At 68.3% G+C, this 15,887-nt stretch carries 15 protein-coding genes; 4 read left to right on the top strand and 11 right to left on the bottom strand.

Features of this window, described 5'->3' with window-relative positions; translation table 11 throughout:
• Positions 1-25 precede the first annotated feature (25 nt).
• Complete coding sequence (locus GRF61_RS10340) at positions 26-1,645, bottom strand: methyl-accepting chemotaxis protein (protein WP_169150577.1); 1,620 nt, start codon at positions 1,643-1,645, stop codon at positions 26-28.
• A gap of 385 nt (positions 1,646-2,030) precedes the next feature.
• The gene (locus GRF61_RS10335; RefSeq protein WP_169150576.1) at positions 2,031-3,653 is read right to left on the bottom strand and encodes a methyl-accepting chemotaxis protein; all 1,623 of its coding nucleotides are present in this window, start codon (positions 3,651-3,653) and stop codon (positions 2,031-2,033) included.
• Between the two features lie 309 nt (positions 3,654-3,962).
• Between GRF61_RS10335 and GRF61_RS10330 the strand changes: the two genes are divergently transcribed.
• Both GRF61_RS10330 and GRF61_RS10325 read left to right on the top strand, forming a co-directional pair.
• Positions 3,963-4,313 (top strand): hypothetical protein, encoded by a 351-nt coding sequence (locus tag GRF61_RS10330; protein ID WP_169150575.1) that lies wholly within the window; start codon positions 3,963-3,965, stop codon positions 4,311-4,313.
• Positions 4,314-4,372: 59 nt separating this feature from the next.
• Entirely contained in the window at positions 4,373-4,897 is a 525-nt protein-coding gene (locus GRF61_RS10325; RefSeq protein WP_169150574.1) for a hypothetical protein, read from the top strand.
• A 12-nt stretch (positions 4,898-4,909) separates the two neighbouring features.
• Here GRF61_RS10325 and GRF61_RS10320 read toward each other — a convergent pair whose 3' ends face one another.
• From GRF61_RS10320 to GRF61_RS10280, 9 genes are all read right to left on the bottom strand, one after another.
• Positions 4,910-5,914, bottom strand: coding sequence for an ATP-binding cassette domain-containing protein (locus GRF61_RS10320; RefSeq protein ID WP_169150573.1), 1,005 nt, complete (start codon positions 5,912-5,914; stop codon positions 4,910-4,912).
• Between the two features lie 18 nt (positions 5,915-5,932).
• Positions 5,933-6,721 carry an aliphatic sulfonate ABC transporter permease SsuC gene (gene ssuC / locus GRF61_RS10315; protein ID WP_169150572.1) on the bottom strand — a complete coding sequence of 263 codons (789 nt, stop codon included), beginning with the start codon at positions 6,719-6,721 and terminating at the stop codon, positions 5,933-5,935.
• Positions 6,722-6,867: 146 nt separating this feature from the next.
• Entirely contained in the window at positions 6,868-7,893 is a 1,026-nt protein-coding gene (locus tag GRF61_RS10310) for an aliphatic sulfonate ABC transporter substrate-binding protein (RefSeq protein ID WP_169150571.1), read from the bottom strand.
• A 66-nt stretch (positions 7,894-7,959) separates the two neighbouring features.
• The gene (ssuD, locus tag GRF61_RS10305; protein ID WP_169150570.1) at positions 7,960-9,135 is read right to left on the bottom strand and encodes an FMNH2-dependent alkanesulfonate monooxygenase; all 1,176 of its coding nucleotides are present in this window, start codon (positions 9,133-9,135) and stop codon (positions 7,960-7,962) included.
• Between the two features lie 107 nt (positions 9,136-9,242).
• The gene (locus tag GRF61_RS10300; protein WP_169150569.1) at positions 9,243-10,214 is read right to left on the bottom strand and encodes a sulfonate ABC transporter substrate-binding protein; all 972 of its coding nucleotides are present in this window, start codon (positions 10,212-10,214) and stop codon (positions 9,243-9,245) included.
• 81 nt (positions 10,215-10,295) lie between these two features.
• Positions 10,296-10,892 (bottom strand): NADPH-dependent FMN reductase, encoded by a 597-nt coding sequence (ssuE, locus tag GRF61_RS10295; RefSeq protein ID WP_169150568.1) that lies wholly within the window; start codon positions 10,890-10,892, stop codon positions 10,296-10,298.
• Positions 10,893-10,902: 10 nt separating this feature from the next.
• The gene (locus GRF61_RS10290) at positions 10,903-11,118 is read right to left on the bottom strand and encodes a molybdopterin-binding protein (RefSeq protein WP_133594002.1); all 216 of its coding nucleotides are present in this window, start codon (positions 11,116-11,118) and stop codon (positions 10,903-10,905) included.
• A 183-nt stretch (positions 11,119-11,301) separates the two neighbouring features.
• Positions 11,302-11,655, bottom strand: coding sequence for a hypothetical protein (locus GRF61_RS10285; RefSeq protein WP_169150567.1), 354 nt, complete (start codon positions 11,653-11,655; stop codon positions 11,302-11,304).
• A 202-nt stretch (positions 11,656-11,857) separates the two neighbouring features.
• On the bottom strand, positions 11,858-13,462 hold the full coding sequence (locus tag GRF61_RS10280) for an FMN-binding glutamate synthase family protein (protein WP_169150566.1): 1,605 nt from the start codon (positions 13,460-13,462) through the stop codon (positions 11,858-11,860).
• A 390-nt stretch (positions 13,463-13,852) separates the two neighbouring features.
• Here GRF61_RS10280 and GRF61_RS10275 point away from each other — a divergent pair, with 390 nt between their 5' ends.
• Both GRF61_RS10275 and GRF61_RS10270 read left to right on the top strand, forming a co-directional pair.
• Positions 13,853-14,890 carry an ABC transporter substrate-binding protein gene (locus GRF61_RS10275; RefSeq protein WP_169150565.1) on the top strand — a complete coding sequence of 346 codons (1,038 nt, stop codon included), beginning with the start codon at positions 13,853-13,855 and terminating at the stop codon, positions 14,888-14,890.
• A complete protein-coding gene (locus GRF61_RS10270; RefSeq protein ID WP_169150564.1) occupies positions 14,887-15,693 on the top strand; it encodes an ABC transporter ATP-binding protein in 807 nt (268 codons plus the stop codon). Before GRF61_RS10275 ends, GRF61_RS10270 begins: the two co-directional genes overlap by 4 nt.
• Positions 15,694-15,887 lie beyond the last annotated feature (194 nt).

Here is a 15,887-nt window from a genome sequence, read left to right as displayed (position 1 = left end):
TTCAGGCGAGTAAGCGGATTTCCCCTCAATACCTGAACCGCGCCACCAACCCGTTCAAGTCATCCGCCACCTGCTCCGCTGACTTGGCGGAATCCGCGGTGCTTGCCATTGCCGCGCTGGTTTCCTCGACCATCTGCGCGATGCTCTCCACCTGTTGGGCTATCGCGGTGCTGGCGGCGCTTTGTTCTCGCGTAGCCAGGGCGACGTCGCGGATGCGGTTCAGTGTGGCGCTGGCGCCATCGCGGATGGCGCGCAGGGAGGAGGCGGCTTCGCGGGCGAGGCCGACGCCCTGCTCCACTTGCGGCAGTACGGCGTCCATGGCGGCGACGGCGACGCCGGTTTCGCCCTGGATGGTGCCGACCATGTCGCCGATCTGCAGGGTGGCGGCGGCGGTGCGTTCGGCCAGGCCACGCACTTCGTCGGCGACGACGGCGAAGCCGCGGCCCTGGTCGCCGGCGCGGGCGGCTTCGATGGCGGCGTTCAATGCCAGCAGGTTGGTCTGGGCGGCGATGTCGCGGATGACACCGGTGACGGTGCTGATTTCGCCGGCGCGTGCTTCCAGCTGGCGGATGGCGGCAGCGGCGGCGCTGACGCTGTCGGCGATCTTGCCGATCTCGTCGGCGGCCTTGCTGACGGTGCGTTCGCCGGTGCTGGCGTTCTCGGCGGCGGCGGCGGAGCTGTCTTCGGTGTCCTGCGCGCTCTGGGAGATGTGGTTGATGCTCACCGTCATCTCCTCCACCGCGGCGGCCATGGCCGAAGTTGCATCCGACTGTGTACGTGCCGCCAGCGCCACCTGATCGGCCGCTTCGGCAATATGGCCGGCGTTGCCGACCAGGGTGCGGGCATTGCTGCCGACGCCGGTGACCATGCCGCGCAGGCCTATCAGCATCTTGTCCAGCGAGGCCAACAGGCTGCCGGGCGCTACCTTGCCGACTTCGGCGGTCAGGTCGCCCTCGCTGGCCCGCTCCATCAAGCGCATCGCCACCAGCGGTTCGCCGCCGATCTGACGCAGGATGGCGCGGGTGATGGCCCAGGCCGAGGCACCGACCAGCAGGAACACCACCAGCACGCCGGCGCCGACTTCCAGCAACTGGTCACGGAGCATGGCGTCGAGGTCATCCAGGTAGAGGCCGGTGCCGACCGCCCAATCCCACGGCTGGAAATAGGCCAGATGCTGCAGCTTGGGCACCTGCACATCGCTGCCCGGACGCAGGCTGAAGGTCTCTACGTAGCCGCTGCCGGTGGCAGCGCCAACCAGCTGGCGCACGATGTACTGGCCGGATTTGTCCTTCCGCTCCCAGTGGTTGCGGCCTTCGTAGTCGGGCTGGGTGGCGTGCATCACGCCCATGCCCTTGCTGTCGTAGACGTAGAAGTATTCGTTGCCGAGGTAGCGCATGGAGCGCAGCACCTCCTTCGCGCGCTGCTGGGCTTCTTCCCGGCTGAGCTCGCCTTTCTGTTCGCGGGCCTGCATGTCCTTCACGACCGACATTGCCATGTCCACCGCGGCATGCAGGGTGGCCTTGCGGTCTTCCAGCATCTGGCCGCGCAGATGTATCACCTGCACGCCGGCCAGACAGACCAGGCCCGCCAGCGCCACTCCCACGAGGGCGATCAAACGCCCCCTCAAGCCCAGTTTCTCGAACATGATGCAGCTCCCTCCACCGGTAGGCGACGATGATCCAAGACTAGTCCATGCGGCGGCGATTGCCGGGCGCGTACGCGAGCGGCGGAGCACCCTCTCCGCTGCCGTTGCCAGCCCCTTACAGGCTGGCCGGAGCGCATCCTGAACGTATTGCTTATGGACTAGCTATGAAATAGTTCCGCGGCACCATCCGGTTGGCGGAAGAAGGAAAAGCCTGCGCAGGTAGCGGCAACCCGACCGCCGGATGCAGCCGGCAGGCCAGCGCAATGACGCTGGAAAGCGGTGTGGCGGGAGAGCCCCTGGGCACGCGCATCTTCGCGCGCTGTCGCTGCCGCGCGGAAATGACATCCGGCAGAGCCGGCGCGGGTGGCCGGCCTTGCCCCGAGGCTCAGCAGCGGAAGCGCTCCACCATGCCGTTGAGGTCGTCCGCCACCCGCTCGGCGGACTTCGCGGAGTCGGCGGTGCTGGCCATGGCCGCACTCGTCTCTTCCACCATCTGGGCGATGTTCTCCACCTGCTGGGCGATGGCGGTGCTGGCGGCGCTCTGCTCCCGGGTCGCCAGCGCGACGTCGCGGATGCGGTCCAGTGTGCTGGCGGCGCCTTCGCGAATGGCGCGCAGCGAGGCGGCTGCGCCGTGCGCCAGGCCGACGCCATGCTCAACCTGGGGCAGCACCGCGTCCATCGCGGACACGGCGGCGCCAGTCTCGCTCTGGATGGCGCCCACCATGTCGCCGATCTGCACGGTGGCGGCGGCGGTGCGCTCGGCCAGGCCCCGCACCTCGTCGGCCACTACCGCGAAACCTCGGCCCTGCTCGCCGGCGCGGGCGGCTTCGATGGCGGCGTTCAGCGCCAGCAGATTGGTCTGGGCGGCGATATCGCGGATGACGCCGGTGACGGTGCTGATCTCGTCCGCCCGCGCCTCCAACTGGCGGATGGCGGCGGCCGCGGCGCTGACGCTGTCCGAGATCTTGCCGATCTCCGCCGCCGCCTGGCTTACCCGCTGCTCTCCCTCGCTGGCCTGGTCGGCGGCGGTGGCGGAGCTGTCTTCGGTGTCCTGCGCGCTCTGGGAGATGTGGTTGATGCTCACCGTCATTTGCTCCACCGCGGCGGCCATGGCCGCGGTGGCGTCGGACTGGTTGCGCGCCGCCAGCGCCACCTGGTCGGCCGCTTCGGCAATGTGGCTGGCGCTGCCGATGAGGGTGTGCGCGTTGGTGCCGACGCCGGCCACCATGCCGCGCAGCCCGCTCATCATGGTCTCCAGCGAAGCCAGCAGGCTGCCGGGCGGCACCCGGCCGACGCTGGCGGTGAGGTCGCCCTGGCTGGCGCGCTCCATCAGGCGCATCGCCAGCAGGGGCTCGCCGCCGATCTGGTTGAAGATGGCGCGGGTGATGGCCCAGGCCGCCAGCCCCACCAGCAGGATCACCAGCAGCACGCCGATGGCGGACTTGATCAGCTGGGCGTGGAAAGTGCGGTCCAGGTCATCGATGTAGAGACCGGTGCCCACCACCCAGTCCCAGGGCTGGAAGTGCTCCAGGTAGTGCAGCTTGGGCACCTGCTCGTCGCTGCCGGGGCGCACGGTGAAGCTCTGCACGTAGCCCTTGCCATTGAGCGCGGCATCTATCAGCACCCGCATCACGTACTGGCCGGATTTGTCCTTGCGATCCCAGTGGCTGCGGCCAACGTAATCCGCCTGTATCGGGTGCATGACGCCCATGGCCTTGCTGTCGTACACATAGAAGTACTCGTTGCCGAGGAAGCGCATGTCGCGCAACACATCGGTGGCGCGGCGCTGGGCCTCCTCGCGGCTCATCTCGCCCTTGGCCTCGCGCGCCTGGAAGGATTTCACCGTGGAAATGGCGAGGTCCATACTCGCCTTCAGCGTCGCCTTGCGGTCGTCCATCAATTGGCTGCGCAGATGCAGCGCCTGCACGCCGGCCAGGCCAACCAGCCCGACCAGCGCAATTGCGACAAGTACGAGCAGCCGCCCCTTCAAGCCCATATTTCGAAACATGATCTGGCCCCTCCGCGTGAGCCGGGTAAATGCGTATCGATGCGTGCATCGATGTTGTCAGCGTCACCAGCGGGGGCCGGCGATCCGGAACAGAGCCTGTGCATGCATCCGCTCTGCCCCGTCGTCTTACGACCGGAACCGGCAAAACCTGAACACCATATGCCGCGCAAGAAACGGGGTATAGCACGAATCTGCCTCGCCTCCCTGGCCGGAAATGGCGATTTGGCGCGGCTTCCGCACTGTGGCACCAGGAGATGACAGGGACTTTGATCGAGGGCAAACGGAGCGTGCCCGCCCGCGTGGAAGACGATGCGCCGACAGCAGGGGACGCTCGATTCCCGGCAATGGCGGCAGCAGCGGTTTTCACCCTCCGCTCCGGCAACGCAACGGCACCACCAGCCCTTCCGCCTGCTCAGGCCCAGGGCACGCGCCTGGCCGGCCGAGGCCGGCACGGCCAGACCTGGGGAGCCGTACCCGGAACGGGTCGACTTCCAGAACATGCGCATCTACGATCGTATGGATATTGCCTATCCGGAAGCGATTTCCGCGTCAGTGAACTGGCTGAGGGCAGTGGACAAGGGCAATGGCAGGGCGGATAGCCAGGTGAAGGACGGGCACTTCGCTCGGACGTGGACGGCCGCGGGCGCACTCACTGCCTAGGATTGCTGCAGGCGACCCATGAAGGTCCATCTCTTGCAAGAGAACAGGAGACTTCCGCGATGGCAAACGCATTCGGCAGGGTACTGAACGTGGCGGGCGACCTGGCCGCCAGGGGCGGCCCCGTGCCCATCAATCTCCCGGGTTATCCGGCGGTCTATCCGTCGATCTCCCCACAGAGCCTGATAAACGCCCAGGAATACTCCATGTTCCAGACGCCGCTGGCACATCAGCCTCCCGCCGTGCCGCTATTCACGCGATTGGCGAGCGGCGGCTGCGTGCCCATCTGTGCATGTGAGATCAATGCGGCAGGACAAGTCCTGTGGACCTATCTCGTTCATGCCCACGGCTTCAACTACCCGATCAATGTCGTCGCCAATGCCTTGAATCCGATGCATGTGTTCATCTGCATGAATGTCTATTCTGGCACCCACTCGCCGTGGTCCGCCCTTAACCAGCAAGGCCCGTTCTTCGCCGCGCTGGACCCGATGAACGTCATTCCGAACGTAAACGCCCTGCTGATCTACTCGGACCATACGGACCTGGTCCTGACCAAGCAGGGCAGAGTCGCCGTATCGATCCAGTAGCCCGCCACCCGCTCAGCGCGGCAAGGCCAGCGCCACCTCGTTGGACTTGAACACCGCCACCACCTCGGCGCCCACCTCCAGCGGATGCTCGCGCAGATTGCGGGTGGTGAGCGTGGAGATGACGCTGTCGCGGCGGCCGTCGGCCGTCACCACTTCGATCTCCACCTCGGACAGCACCTCGTCGGTGCGTATCGCCACTACCTTGCCGCGCACCTGGTTGCGGGCGTTGAGCGCCTGCACGGTGAGCAGGCGGTCCAGCACCCTGCCCTCCAGCGCGGCGTATGCGGCGTCGCCGCGGGAGCGCGGGCGCGGCAGCTCGACACGTTGGTCCAGCGCGATGCGGCCGTCCTCGATCAGCACGATGCGGTCGGCCAGCGCCACCGCCTCGCCGACGTCGTGCGTGACCAGCACCGCGGTGAAGCCGTGCTCCCGCCACAGCTGCTCGATCAGGCGTTGCATCTCGATGCGGGTGAGCGCATCCAGCGCGCCCAGCGGCTCGTCCAGCAGCAGCAGGCGCGGCCGGTGCACCAGCGCCCGCGCCAGCGCCACCCGCTGGCGCTGGCCGCCGGACAAGCGCGTCGGCCACTCCTCGGCGCGATCGGCCAGGCCAACCTGGGCCAGCGCCTTGCGCGCCGCCTCCCACACCGCCCACTTCTTGCCCGGCAGGCCGAGGGCGACGTTCTCCACCACCTTCTTCCAGGGCAGCAAGCGGGCGTCCTGGAACATGATGCGGGTGTCGTCGTCCAGCCCGCGCACCGGCTTGCCGTTGATGCCGAGCGCGCCGCCATCGGCCTCATCCAGTCCGGCCAGCAGGCGCAGCAGCGTGCTCTTGCCGCAGCCGCTCTTGCCGACGATGGCGACGAACTCGCCCGGGCGGATGTCCAGGTCCAGCGCGCTCAGCACGGTGCGCTCGCCGAAGCGGCGCTCCGCGCCCCGCACCTGCACCGCCGCGCCATTGGCCGGGCGTAGGCCCTGCTCCGCCACGCGCTCGAATTCCTTGCTGTCGATTCCACTCATGGTCTTGATTCCTCGGCCTCAGGCGGGCTGGTAGGCGCTGTTCCAGCGCAGCCAGGTGCGCTCCAGCAGGCGGGCGGCGACGTCGGCAAGCTTGCCGAGCACCGCGTAAAGGAGGATGGCGAGCACCACGATGTCGGTCTGCAGGAACTCGCGCGCGTTCATCGCCATGTAGCCGATGCCGGAGGTGGCGGAGATGGTCTCGGCCACGATCAGCGTCAGCCACATGAAGCCCAGCGCGTAGCGCACGCCGACCAGGATGTTGGGCAGCGCGCCCGGCAGGATCACCTGGCGGAACAGCGTCCAGCCGTTGAGGCCGTAGGAGCGGCCCATCTCCACCAGCGCCGGGTCCACCGCGCGGATGCCGTGGAAGGTGTTGAGGTAGATGGGGAAGAACACGCCCAGCGCGACGAGGAAGAGCTTGCCCTCCTCGCCGATGCCGAACCACAGGATGACCAGTGGAATCAGCGCCAGGTGCGGCACGTTGCGCACCATCTGCAGGGTGGTGTCGAACAGGTTCTCCGCCAGCCGGTAGCCGCCGTTGATGAGGCCGAAGAAGAAGCCGATGCCGCCGCCGATGGCGAAGCCGGTGGCGGCGCGGGCGAAGCTGGCGCCCAGGTGGGTGAAGAGTTCGCCGGACAGTGCCAGTTCATAGCCGGCGCGCAGCACCGCCCAGGGCGCCGGCAGGATGCGGGTGGACAGCCAGCCGATCTGCGCCGCCAGTTGCCACACGGCAACGATCAGCACCGGCACCAGCCAGGGCAGCAGGCCGCGCCAGCGCTGGCGGGCCGAGGATTTGGGTTTGCTCATGGTTCGGGCTCTCTAGTCAGGGGAATTCGTCCAGCGTTGCGAGGCGATGCTTTATCGGACGGCGATGCCGGCCCCTCTGGCCGGCAGCCACGCCGATCGAGGCGGAATCGCGGGCAGCGGAGCCCGTCTCGGGCCATCCCGCCTCCTCAACCCGGCGTCCAGATCCTCACCTCGGTCGCCGCCACCTTCTTCGGCAGCAGCTTCTCGGCAAAGAACGCATCCGCGATCCGCTGCTGCTCGCCCAGCTGATCCGGCGCTACCGCGCGCAACTCGTAGCTGCGACGGCTGTTGGCGAGTTCCACCGTGTCGGAATCCAGGCCCCACACCGGCGACAGCAGGGCCGCGGCTTCCTTCGGGCTGGCCTTGACCCAGCGGCCGACGTCGCGCAGTTCCTCGAACAGCACCGCCAGCACGTCCGGCCGCGCTTCGGCGAAGGCGTCGGCGGCGAGGTAATAGCGCTTGTACTGCGCCACCGCCGGCTCGCCGGTCAGCAGGCGCACCTTGGACTGGCGCTGCACGCCGGCGAGGAAGGGGTCCCAGATGGACCAGGCGTCGATGGCGCCGCGCTCGAAGGCGGCACGGCCATCGGCCGGGGTCAGGTAGGCGACCTCCACGTCCTTCACCGTGAGGCCGACGCTGGCGAGCGCGGCGATCAGCAGGTAGTGGGCGCCGGCGCCCTTGGCCAGACCCACCTTGCGGCCCTTGAGATCGGCCAGGCTGCGGATGGGCGAGGCTTCCGGCACGACGATGGCCTGCGCGCCGGGCGACGGCGTTTCCTGGGCGACGTAGGTGAGCCGGGCGCCGGCGGCCTGGGCGAACACCGGCACGGTGTCGGCCACGTCGGCGCTGAACTCCAGGCTGCCGATGTTGAGCGCTTCCAGCAGCGGCAAGCCGCTGGTGAATTCGTACCACTCCACCTTCAGCCCCAGCGGTGCCAGCCGGCGCTCCAGCGAGCCGCGCGTCTTCAGCACCACCGCCAGCGTGGAGGATTTCTGGTGGCCGATGCGCAGCGCCTTGCCTTCCCAGGCGGCGGCGCGGGCTACAGGCACAGCGGCGGGCAACAGTGCCAGCGCGGCGAGGCCGCCCAAGGCCTGCAGGGTCTTGCGCCGGCTGGCGTGGGGGGTTCCAGGCGTATGCGGCTTGTGCTCCGGCAATGCGTCTTTCTTTTTCATTTCAATGTCCTGTGGGGAAGCGCGGGCAAGACGGCAGGCGCCCTGCCCGGTTTCGTGGCGCCCGGCTCAGCTGGCCGAGGCCTTGGGATAAAGGTCGTTGGCCACCATCTCGCCGAAGGGGCTGATCAGCGTCGGGGCCTTGCGCAGGCCGTCCGGCAGCGTGCTCTCGGCACCGGCGAGCTTGATGTGGGGGAAGACCAGCTCGGCGAAGCGATAGGCCTCCTCCAGGTGCGGGTAGCCGGAGAGCACGAAGGTGTCGGCGCCCAGCGCGGCGTATTCCTTCAGCCGCTCGGCGATGATCTTGCCGTCGCCCACCAGCGCGGTGCCGGCGCCGCCGCGCACTAGGCCGACGCCGGCCCACAGGTTGGGCGCCACTTCCAGCTTGCCGCGGTCGCCGCCATGCAGTTCGCGCATGCGGCGCTGGCCCTCGGAATCCATGCGGCCGAGCGAGGCCTGGGCGTTGGCGATGGTGTCATCGTCCAGGTAGCGGATGAGTTCGTCCGCCGCCTGCCAGGCTTCGGCCTCGGTTTCGCGCGGGATCACATGCAGGCGCACGCCGAAGCGCACCTGGCGGCCTTCCTTCTCGGCGCGCTTCCTCACGTCGGCGAACTTGCGCGCCACCTCTTCCGGCGGCTCGCCCCAGGAGAGATAGAGCTCCACATGCTTTGCGGCGGTGTCGTGGGCGCGGTCGGAAGAGCCGCCGAAAAACAGCGGCGGATGCGGCTGCTGCAGTGGCGGAAAGAGTTGGCGGGCGCCCTTCACCTTCACGTACTTGCCGTCGTAATCCACCGTTTCGCCGGAGAGCAGGCGCTTCCACACGTCGAGGAATTCGTCGGCATGCGCGTAGCGCTCGTCATGGCCGAGGAAGATGCCGTCGGCTTCGAGGTCGGAGGCGTCGCCGCCGGCCACTACGTTCACCAGCAGCCGGCCTTCGGAGAGGCGGTCCAGCGTGGCAGTCTGGCGCGCCGCCACCGTTGGCGAGATGGTCGCCGGCCGCAGCGCCACCAGGAATTTCAGCTTGCGCGTTACCGGGATGAGGCTGGAGGCGACGATCCAGGAATCCTCGCAGGAGCGGCCGGTGGGGATCAGCACCCCGCCGTAGCCCAGGCCGTCGGCGGCCTGCGCGATCTGCTTGAGGTAGTTGTGATCCACCGCGCGGGCCTGGTGGGCGGTGCCCAGGTAGCGGCCGTCGCCATGGGTGGGAAGGAACCAGAAGATGTTGAGCGGCGTGTCCTGACTCATGGAAGTCTCCGGAAAACGGGTGATCGGTCGGGCTCTCGGGGGCGGGGAGAGGGAAAGACACAGGGCGCGGCGCGCGCGGCTTGCACCGGGCACCGCGCCGGCTGGCATCAGGGCGCCGGCCGCCACACGGCGGAGGCCACGTCCAGCTTCTTGGGAATGAGCTTGAGTTCGAACAGCGTGTCGGCCATCTGCTGCTGGTGCTTCACCACGTCCTCGGTCAGCGGCTTGACGCCGTAGCCGTAGCGGGAAACGGACACCGCGGCGACCTCCACCGGCAGGCCGATCTGCGGCGCGACGATGGCGGCGGCGTCGCGCTGGTTCTTGCCCACCCAGGTGCCGGTTTCGTTGATCGCCACCAGGGCCGAGGCCAGCACTTCCGGATGCTTGTTCACGAAGGGACGGGCGGCGATGTAGAAGTTGTAGTTATTCACGATGCCGTTGCCGTCGGCCAGGATGCGGGCGCCGATCTGCGCCTCGGCGGCGGCGCCGAAGGGATCCCAGATGGCCCAGGCATCCACCGCGCCTTTCTCGAAGGCGGCACGGGCGTCGGCCGGCGTGAGGAAGGCGACTTCCACGTCGCCGTAATTCAACCCGCCGCTCTCCAGCGCCTTCACCAGCAGGTAATGCACGTTGGAGCCCTTGTTCAGCGCCACTTTCCTGCCCTTCAGCCCGGCCAGCGATTTGATCGCCGAATCCTTGGGTACCAGGATCTTCTCGGCGCGCGGCGCCGGCGGTTCGTTGCCGACATAGACCAGGTCCGCCCCGGCGGCCTGGGCAAACACCGGCGGCGTCTCGCCGACCACGCCGATGTCTATGCTGCCGACGTTGAGGCCCTCCAGCATCTGCGGGCCGGCGGGGAATTCCGTCCAGCTCACCTTCACGCCCTCCGCCTTCAGGCGCTCGTCCAGGTTGCCGCGCGCCTTGACGATGGACAGGGTGGAACCCTTCTGCCAGCCGATGCGGATCTCCTTCTGCTGCGCCTGGGCGGGCACGCCGCCCAGCGTCGCCACGGCAACGATGGCGGCGGAAGTCTTGAGGGCCAGGCGCAGCAGGCGCCGGCGGGGGGAAACGGTCTTCATCTGGATGAACTCCTGTACGAGCGCTGCTCGATGGGATGGCTGGTTTTCTGCGGGAATCCCCGGTGCGCGGCCCTGCGGCCTTCAGCCGCTGACCGGCAGCGGGAAGGCGGACTCGACCGCGACTGCGCTGCGCGGGCCGGCGAGCGGCCAGCGGAAGCGCAGGGCGGCATCCTCGAAGCGGTCCAGCGCCTCGTGCAGCCGGGCCTCGGCCTCGCTGGCGATGCGCAGGCCGTCCGGCGCGTATTCCAGCTGGCTGTCGGCGATGAACACGCCGTTCAGCACCACCCGCGCATCCAGCGCCGCCAGCACCGGCTTCAGCGCGTACTCCACCGCCAGGGTGTGGGCCACCGAGCCACCGGTGACCACCGGCAGCACCACCTTGCCGGCCAGGCCCTTCTGCGGCAGCAGGTCGAGGAAGGTCTTGAGCGCGCCGCTGTAAGCGGCCTTGTAGACCGGCGTGGAGATGACCAGCGCCTGGGCGCGTTCCACCTTGGCCAGCGCCGCCTGCAAGGCCGGCGTGTCGGCGCGGGCGAAGAGCAGGTCTTCCGCCGGCAGCTCGCGCACCGCCAGGCTGTCCACCCGCTCGCCGCTGCGGCCCAGGCGGGCGCCTATCCATTCCAGCAGCGCCCGCGAGCGCGAGGAGGCGGCCGGGCTGCCGGCCAGCGTCAGAATGCTCATGGCGTGCTCCTCAAACCTTGGCGATGGACACTTCGGTGGACTTCACCAGCGCGATCACCTCGCTGCCGAGCTGCAGCTGCAGCTCATCCACCGAGCGGGTGGTGATCACCGAGGTGACCAGGCCGTGCGGCGTCTCGACGTCGATCTCCGAAACCACCGGGCCGCGGATGATCTCCTTGATGCGGCCGCGAAACTGGTTGCGCACGTTGATGGACTGAATGGACATGAATGGCTCCTTGGTCGTCGGGGTGGTTCCGCGCCGCCCCGCCTGCTTCCGGGCAGGATTCGGGCGGCGGGGAGCGTTCAGGCGGGAACGCGGAAAGGAAATGCGGAAGGGGATACGAGGACGGGGACGCGGGGCGGGAAGACAGGCCGGACCGCGCTCGGCGGCCGGCGAGCCCGGCGGCGTCTAGTTCGCCCTGCCCTTGCGCTGCAATTCCACCGGGCAGCCGCTGGCGGCGCAGTCGGCGGCGGTGGGCACCATCCGGGCGAGCTTGTCGCGCATGTCCACCAGCGAATGGCGGCAATACACCACCGGCAGGCCGCGGCTGGCAGCCTGGCGGCGCACGCTGTAGAGCAGGTCGTGGTTGATGCGGTCGCAGAGCACGACCACCAGGCGGGTATCGACGGGAATCGGCCGGCGCTTGTCGCCCACATGGCGGCCCGACCAATGCTCGGTGCGGCTCACGCCCAGGTGCGCCGCCCGCTCCAGTTCCGCCCGGATGGCGTCCACCCGGTCGGCTCCAACTACCAGTGCCCTCATTGCCTTCTCCCGAATCGCGGCTACCCGGTCCGGGTATCCCCTTGCGTCGTCGGGATAATTTGCAGAAGGCCTCTTATAACTTCCAATACTATTTTTTGCGTTGCTTATTCATCCCCGCTGCAGAGCAAGGCTGCCGGCATGGCGCTGAAAGCAGGCCCGCACAGGGTTTGCCGGGCGCGCCTGCGGGCTTGCGACACGCCGCCTAAACGCCGGCCGGGTCGAAGCTGTCCGCCCGCGCCATTTCCCAGGAGCGCTCGTAGAAGCGCCCTTCCACCCTGCCCTCCAGCAGTTCGCCAGGCTTGAGAAAGGTGTGGAGCTGGGCGTAGAGGCGGATTTCGCTGGCGGACAGGCGCTGCACCAGGTGGTTGGCGTCCAGCTGGGCGGGATGAGTGAGGCCGGCGGCGGCCAGCATCTCGGCCAGCGCCTTCAGGGTGTTGCGGTGGAAGTTGAACACCCGCTCCGCCTTGTCCTCCACCACCAGCGCGCGCTGGCGCAGCTTGTCCTGGGTGGCGACGCCGGTGGGGCAGCGGTTGGTGTGGCAGGACTGGCTCTGGATGCAGCCGATGGCGAACATGAAGCCGCGCGCCGAGTTCGCCCAGTCCGCGCCGAAGGCCAGCGCGCGGGCGATGTCGAAGGCGCTGACGATCTTGCCGCTCGCACCAATCTTGATCTTGTCCCGCAGGCGCAGCCCGACCAGGGTGTTGTGCACGAAGAGCACGCCTTCGCGCATCGGCACGCCGAGGTGGTCGGTGAATTCCAGCGGCGCGGCGCCGGTGCCGCCCTCCTTGCCATCGACCACGATGAAGTCCGGCGTGATGCCGGTCTCCAGCATGGCCTTGGCGATGGCCATGAACTCCCAGCCGTGGCCCAGGCAGAACTTGAAGCCGGTGGGCTTGCCGCCGGATAGCTCGCGCAGGCGGGCGATGAACTGCAGCAGCTCGATGGGCGTGGAGAAGGCGCTGTGGGCGGCCGGCGACACGCAGTCCTCATCCATGGACACGCCGCGGGTGGCGGCGATTTCCGGCGTGATCTTCTTCTTCGGCAGGATGCCGCCGTGGCCGGGCTTGGCGCCCTGGCTGAGCTTGACCTCCACCATTTTCACCTGCGGCTCGCGCGCCTGGCGGGCGAAGGCCTCCGGGTCGAAGCTGCCGTCCGCCTTGCGGCAGCCGAAGTAGCCGCTGCCCAGTTCCCAGATCAGGTCGCCGCCGTGCTCGCGATGATAGGCGCTGATGCTGCCCTCGCCGGTGTCGTGGGCGAAGCCGCCCAGGCGCGCCCCCTTGTTCAACGCGCGGATGGCGTTGGCGCTGAGGGAGCCGAAGCTCATCGCCGAGATGTTGAAGATGGAGGCCGAGTATGGCTGGCTGCACTGCGGCCCGCCGATGGTGATGCGGAACGCCGCCGGATCGCGCGGCGGCGCCGGCCGTATCGAGTGGTTGATGAACTCGAAGTGGTTGTCATAGACATCCACCAGCGTGCCGAAGGGCTTGTCCGCGCCCTCGTTCTTCGCCCGCGCATAGACCAGCGAGCGCTGGGCGCGGGAGAAAGGCAGCTGCTCCCGGTCCGCCTCCAACAGGTACTGGCGGATCTCCGGCCGGATCGCCTCCATCAGGTAGCGGATGTTGCCCAGCACCGGATAGTTGCGCCGCACCGCGTGGCGCTTCTGCAGCAAGTCCCACACGCCGATCAGGCTCAGCAGCGCGCCGGTGAAGGCGAATGGCCACAGCCAGTCGTGCTGCAGGAAGGGCACGCAGGCCAGGGTGAACAGCACACAGCAGGCGAAGAAGGCATAACGGCTGAGCAAGGACATCGGCGGCTCCCGGAGGCGGCAAGGCGGTGCAGCGAATAGTAGCCGCCGCGCGAGCCACGCATCCGGGCGCCGTGCAGGCAGGCGCCCCCGCAGGCGCCGGGCTGCAGTGATGCGGCGCGTCATCCCCGGCCGCGCGCCGGCAAGCCGCCGACCGCGCGCACCTTCCTCCAGCTCATACGGATGGCATGCAGAGGGCGCCGCCTCACGTCTGCCAGCGTGGAGATCCACTGCTGGCGCGGCTTTCGGCGCCCCGCCCCATATTTCCAATAGTGATTAAGAACACATTTATTATTATTTCAGCCGTCAAACTTCCGCACTAAACTCCCGACCTTTTCGCGCCTGTTCCATTGGGGAACATGCGGCGAGACAGCAAAAACCAAGGGAGCAAGCATGCAAAGCGGACAACGCACCGGACAACGCCTACGCGCCGGCCTCGCCGGCCTCATCCTCGCCCTCGCCGCCGGCAGCGCGCTGGCCGAATCGCTGAAGGTGGGCTATCTGCCGGTTACCGGCCACGCCAAGTTCTTCGTCGCCCAGGAACAGGGCTTCTTCAAGGAAGAGGGCCTGGACGTGGAGCTGGTGGAATTCGTGAACTCCGCCGACGGCCTCAACGCGGTGGTGGCCAACAAGCTGGACGTGGGCGCCTTCGGCACCGCCGCCCCGCTGGTGCACTACGCCCGCGGCTCCGAGCTGAAGATCATCGGCGGCATCATGGGTGAAGACGCCGCCATCATCGTCAAGCCGGAAAACGCCGGCGCGATCAAGACCGTGGCCGACCTGCGCGGCAAGAAGATCGCCACCATCCGCCTCGCCACCGGTGACGCGGTGCTGCGCGCGGCGCTGAAGGACGAGAAGCTGAACTGGAAGAACGACGTCCAGATCTTCGAACTGAAGAACCCGCCGGCGGTGCTGGAAGCGGTGAAGTCCGGCCAGGTGGACGCCGGCGTGGTGTGGGGTCCGCATGACATCCGCGCCGAACGCCAGGGCTTGAAGGTCGTCATCCGCTCCTCCGACGTGCAACCGGGCCACCCCTGCTGCCGCCTGGTGGTGAAGTCCGACCGCGCCGCCAAGGGCGACACCTGGGACCGCTTCCTGCGCGCCATCCTGAAGGCGGAGAAGTTCGCCGCCCAGAACCGCAAGGAAACCATCGATTCCATCCAGAAGTACGTGAAGCTGGACCGCGACATCCTGGAACAGGGCTACTACTCCCCGCACCTGGATCAGACCACCGATCCCAATGTGAAGGGCACGCAGAAGTTCTGGACCACGCTGGTCGAAGCTGAATTCGTCGATGGCACCCGTCCGCTGGAACCCATCTTCGAAACCGGCCCCTACCACCGCGCACTGGAAAAGCTGGCCAAGGAAAACCCGAAGGATCCGTACTGGAAGGAAAAGCTCCAGGCGGAGAAGGCCAGGAACGTTCTGTGAGCACCCGCGGCGGACACGGCGGCAACGACCTGCATGTGGATGGGCTGGCCTTCGCCTACGGCGAGCAGCTCATCCTGCAGGGCATAGACCTGACGGTGGCAGGCGGCGAATTCGTCGCCCTGCTCGGCCCCAGCGGCTCCGGCAAGTCCACGCTGCTGCGGCTGCTGGCCGGGCTGGAGAAGCCCGGCCACGGCCGCATCAGTGCCGGCGGCCGCGAGATCGCCGGGCCGGGTCCGGACCGCGCGGTGGTCTTCCAGAACTACTCGCTGTTCCCCTGGATGACGGTGGGCGACAACGTGGCCGAGGCGGTCGCCAAGGCCCATCCCAAGCTGGACCGCGCCGAGCGCCGCCGCCGAGCGTGGGAGCAGCTGGACCGCGTCGGCCTCGGCGACGCGGCCTCCCGCCATCCCTTCGAACTCTCCGGCGGCATGCAGCAGCGTGCCGCCATTGCCCGCGCGCTGGCGCTGGAATCGCCCTTCCTGCTGATGGACGAACCCTTCGGCGCGCTGGACCCGGTGAACCGCGCCCGCCTGCAGGATCTGCTGGTGGAAGTGTGGGAGCGCGGCCAGCCGCGCCGCACGGTGATCTTCGTCACCCACGATGTGGACGAGGCCCTGCTGCTGGCCGACCGCGTGGTGGTGATGGGCGCCTCGCCCGGCCGCATCATCGCCGAGCATGCGGTGCCCTTCCCGCGCCCGCGCCGCCGCGCCGCTCTGCTGGGCGACGACAGCTTCCACGCCCTGCGCGAACGCATCACCGACGCGCTGGACGCCGACACCCTGGCCCACCTGGACCCGGCATGAGCACCCGCCGCGCCCCTGCCTCCGACCAGCGCCGCGCCCTTCCCGGCGGCGGCACTGTACGGCGGGCACGGCCCGCGGCACCGTTTCGCCCCGACCGGCAGCTCCGGCCACCCGTTTTCATGCAGCTGCCGGCCATCGCAGCTGTCGCAGCCAAGGAGTACTGAATGTCATCCGAGCAGAACACGCTCGCCGCC

It is taken from the genome of Azoarcus sp. TTM-91 (genome assembly GCF_012911025.1).
In the GTDB taxonomy this organism is placed as follows: domain Bacteria; phylum Pseudomonadota; class Gammaproteobacteria; order Burkholderiales; family Rhodocyclaceae; genus Azoarcus.
This window is presented reverse-complemented; position numbering and strand designations above follow the sequence as displayed.

Bases quoted from the DNA above. Each gene is read 5' to 3' on its own strand.
- GRF61_RS10325 (WP_169150574.1), top strand. From the start codon at position 4,373: ATGGCAAACGCATTCGGCAGGGTACTGAACGTGGCGGGCGACCTGGCC.
- ssuC (WP_169150572.1), bottom strand. From the start codon at position 6,721: ATGAGCAAACCCAAATCCTCGGCCCGCCAGCGCTGGCGCGGCCTGCTG.
- GRF61_RS10275 (WP_169150565.1), top strand. From the start codon at position 13,853: ATGCAAAGCGGACAACGCACCGGACAACGCCTACGCGCCGGCCTCGCC.
- GRF61_RS10335 (WP_169150576.1), bottom strand. From the start codon at position 3,653: ATGTTTCGAAATATGGGCTTGAAGGGGCGGCTGCTCGTACTTGTCGCA.
- ssuD (WP_169150570.1), bottom strand. From the start codon at position 9,135: ATGAGTCAGGACACGCCGCTCAACATCTTCTGGTTCCTTCCCACCCAT.
- GRF61_RS10340 (WP_169150577.1), bottom strand. From the start codon at position 1,645: ATGTTCGAGAAACTGGGCTTGAGGGGGCGTTTGATCGCCCTCGTGGGA.
- GRF61_RS10330 (WP_169150575.1), top strand. From the start codon at position 3,963: ATGCGCCGACAGCAGGGGACGCTCGATTCCCGGCAATGGCGGCAGCAG.
- ssuE (WP_169150568.1), bottom strand. From the start codon at position 10,892: ATGAGCATTCTGACGCTGGCCGGCAGCCCGGCCGCCTCCTCGCGCTCG.
- GRF61_RS10300 (WP_169150569.1), bottom strand. From the start codon at position 10,214: ATGAAGACCGTTTCCCCCCGCCGGCGCCTGCTGCGCCTGGCCCTCAAG.
- GRF61_RS10280 (WP_169150566.1), bottom strand. From the start codon at position 13,462: ATGTCCTTGCTCAGCCGTTATGCCTTCTTCGCCTGCTGTGTGCTGTTC.
- GRF61_RS10320 (WP_169150573.1), bottom strand. From the start codon at position 5,914: ATGAGTGGAATCGACAGCAAGGAATTCGAGCGCGTGGCGGAGCAGGGC.
- GRF61_RS10310 (WP_169150571.1), bottom strand. From the start codon at position 7,893: ATGAAAAAGAAAGACGCATTGCCGGAGCACAAGCCGCATACGCCTGGA.
- GRF61_RS10285 (WP_169150567.1), bottom strand. From the start codon at position 11,655: ATGAGGGCACTGGTAGTTGGAGCCGACCGGGTGGACGCCATCCGGGCG.
- GRF61_RS10290 (WP_133594002.1), bottom strand. From the start codon at position 11,118: ATGTCCATTCAGTCCATCAACGTGCGCAACCAGTTTCGCGGCCGCATC.